Source organism: Nocardia farcinica, from assembly GCF_029867845.1.
Lineage (GTDB): Bacteria > Actinomycetota > Actinomycetes > Mycobacteriales > Mycobacteriaceae > Nocardia > Nocardia farcinica_A.
The window spans coordinates 1-2,508 of sequence record NZ_JARWRU010000900.1 but is presented as its reverse complement, the minus strand read 5'-3'; the positions used below and the strand labels follow the sequence as shown (position 1 = coordinate 2,508).

Annotated in this window: 3 protein-coding genes; all 3 read right to left on the bottom strand. The window is 76.5% G+C overall.

Annotated elements, in window-relative coordinates; all coding sequences use genetic code 11:
- The coding region (locus QH283_RS19830; RefSeq protein WP_280504485.1) for a hypothetical protein at window positions 1-217 on the bottom strand (217 nt) is incomplete at its 3' end.
- A 63-nt stretch (window positions 218-280) separates the two neighbouring features.
- Window positions 281-1,411 carry a VWA domain-containing protein gene (locus QH283_RS19825; protein ID WP_280504486.1) on the bottom strand — a complete coding sequence of 377 codons (1,131 nt, stop codon included), beginning with the start codon at window positions 1,409-1,411 and terminating at the stop codon, window positions 281-283.
- A gap of 157 nt (window positions 1,412-1,568) precedes the next feature.
- Window positions 1,569-2,508, bottom strand: a 940-nt coding sequence (locus QH283_RS19820; RefSeq protein WP_280504484.1) for a DUF5682 family protein, incomplete at its 5' end; no start/stop codon positions are given.

Sequence of the window (2,508 nt, the reverse complement as noted above, 5' to 3'; positions counted from 1 at the left end):
TAACCACCCCCCACCCTGGGGGGGGGGGGGGGGCGCCCGCCCCCCCCCGGCCGGCGCCGGGCGCGGCCCGCCGCCCCCCCCCCCCCCCCCCCCCGCACCCCCCCCCCCGGCCCCCCCCCCCCCCCCCCCCCCCCCCCCCCCCCCGGATTGTTGTCGCGCGATCACGACGCACCGGCAACTCGCCGGGCTGACCGAGTCCCAAGCGGAACAGCAGCACCGCCTCGGCGTCCGTGGCCTCGTCGGGGCTTTCGGTCCGGCGTGTGGCGCAGCGGCGCTGCCCTCAGGCTCGCCCGGCCCGGCCGGCGTTCGTGTCGGCCCACGCGCGGACATCACCGCGATCGAAGGCGACGGCCAGGAGGTCGGGGAACGCGTCGGGCGTGCACGCGAAGGCGGGGATGCCCAGGGCGGCGAGGGCGGCGGCATTGTCGTGGTCGAAGGCCGGGGCGCCCTCGTCGCTGAGGGCGAGCAGCACGACCACCTGCACGCCCGAATCGCGCATGGCTCGCACGCGGCGCAACATCTCGGCGCGGATGCCGCCTTCGAAGAGGTCGGAGACCAGGACGAACAGGGTGTCGGCGGGGCGGGTGATCAGCGACTCGCAGTAGGCGAGCGCGCGATTGATGTCGGTGCCGCCGCCGAGCTGCGTGCCGAACAGGACGTCGACCGGATCGTCGAGCCGGTCGGTCAGATCGACGACCTCGGTGTCGAAGGCCACCAGGTGGGTGCGCAGCGAACGCAGGGAGGCCAGCACGGCGCCGAACACCGAGGCGTAGACGACGCTGGCGGCCATCGAGCCGGACTGGTCGATGGCCAGCACCACTTCGCGGCGCACCGCCTGGCTCTTGCGGCCGTAGCCGACCAGGTGCTCGGGCACCACGGTGCGGTACTCGGGCAGATAGCTGGACAGATTGCGGCGGATGGTGCGGCCCCAGTCGATGTCGCGGGGCGCGGGCCTGGCGGTGCGCGCCGCCCGCTCCAGCGCACCGCCCACCGCGGTGCGGGTGTGGGTGGCGATACGCTCCTCCACCTCGCGCACCACCCGCGCCACCACCTCGCGCGCGGTCTGCTTGGTGGTCTCCGGCATCACCCGGTTCAACCCGATCAGCGTGCCGACCAGGTGCACGTCCGGCTCCACCGCCGCCAGCAGCTCCGGCTCGAGCAGCAGCTCGGTCAGATCCAGCCGCTCGATGGCGTCGCGCTGCATGACCTCGACCACGGTGGACGGGAAGTAGGTGCGGATGTCGCCGAGCCAGCGCGCCACCCGGGGCGCGGAGGCGCCCAGCCCGCCCTGCCGCGTGCCACCGGTCAGCTCCTCGCCGGTGCCGTAGAGAGCGCCGAGGGCTCCGTCGATCACCATGTCGTCGCCGCCCAGGGCGCCGAGTTCCGGCTCGGCCGCGGCGCCGAGGACCAGACGCCACCGGCGTGCGGCCGCGTCGTCGAACGCGGACCGGTCGCCGGACCCGCTGTCCGGCCCGGGAGGACTGCCGGGTGCGGCCTCGCGTCGGCGATCACCGGATCCGGGGACGGCGGCATCGGGCGCGGGTGCGGAGTCGGTCGGGTCGGGGGCCTCAGGGGAGGTCGGCACGGTGCTCCTTGCCTGGGATGCCGAGCAGTGCGGCGACGGTGTGCACGGCGCGGCGGCCGCGAAGGTCGTCGAGTGCCGGGGTGGTGGTCGTGATGGCGGGAGCGGCCGCGCCGGCGCCGCAATCGCGGACGGCGCGGCCGATGGCGCGGCGTTCGCCCGGTTCGAAGCCGGCGAAGGTGCGGCGCAGGACGGGGAGGGTCTGCCGGAACTGCTCGTCGTCGAGCCCGCGCAGCCAGCGGTCGATCAGGCGCAGCAGCGGGCGGTCGTGGACCAGCAGCAGGCCCTGACCGCCCACGAAGCCGTCGATCCAGGCGGCCTTGCGGTCGGCGGCGCTGCCGACCGACAGGGCGGCCGAGAGCCGCAGCGCCGCTTCCCCGGTGGTCAGCACGCCCGCGTCGGTGAGCAGCCGCACGGCCCGGCCGACCAGAGCGCCGTGGACGTCCTCGCGGCCGGCCAGGCGGGTGAGCGCCTCGATCCAGGTGGCGGTGGCCGCCGGGGCGTCGCGGATGTGGACGGCCAGGTGGGTGGCGTCGAGCAGCGCACGCAACTGTTCGGCGGCCGCGGTGTCGAGTCCGGTGACCGCACCGGGCAGGCCCGCGCAGGCCCGCACCAGCAGGCCGTCGGCCACCCCGGCCAGCGCGGCGGTGTCGGTGCCACGGACGTCGCCGTAGCGGGCGGTGCGGATCAGGCCGGGCAGGGCCGACAGCAGGTGGGTGACATCGTGGTCGAGGGCGGCGACCTCGGCCAGCCGGTCGATGAGGGCGGGCACCGCGTCGGCGAGATCGGCGAGCAGGGCGCGTTCCAGGGCATCGGTGAGGTCGGCGAGGGTGCGGTCGGCGCCCCGCGCGGGGGGGGGGGGGGTGGGGTGCCCCCCCCCCCCCCCCGGGGGGGCCCCCCGGGGGGGGTGGATGTTAGCGGCCCCC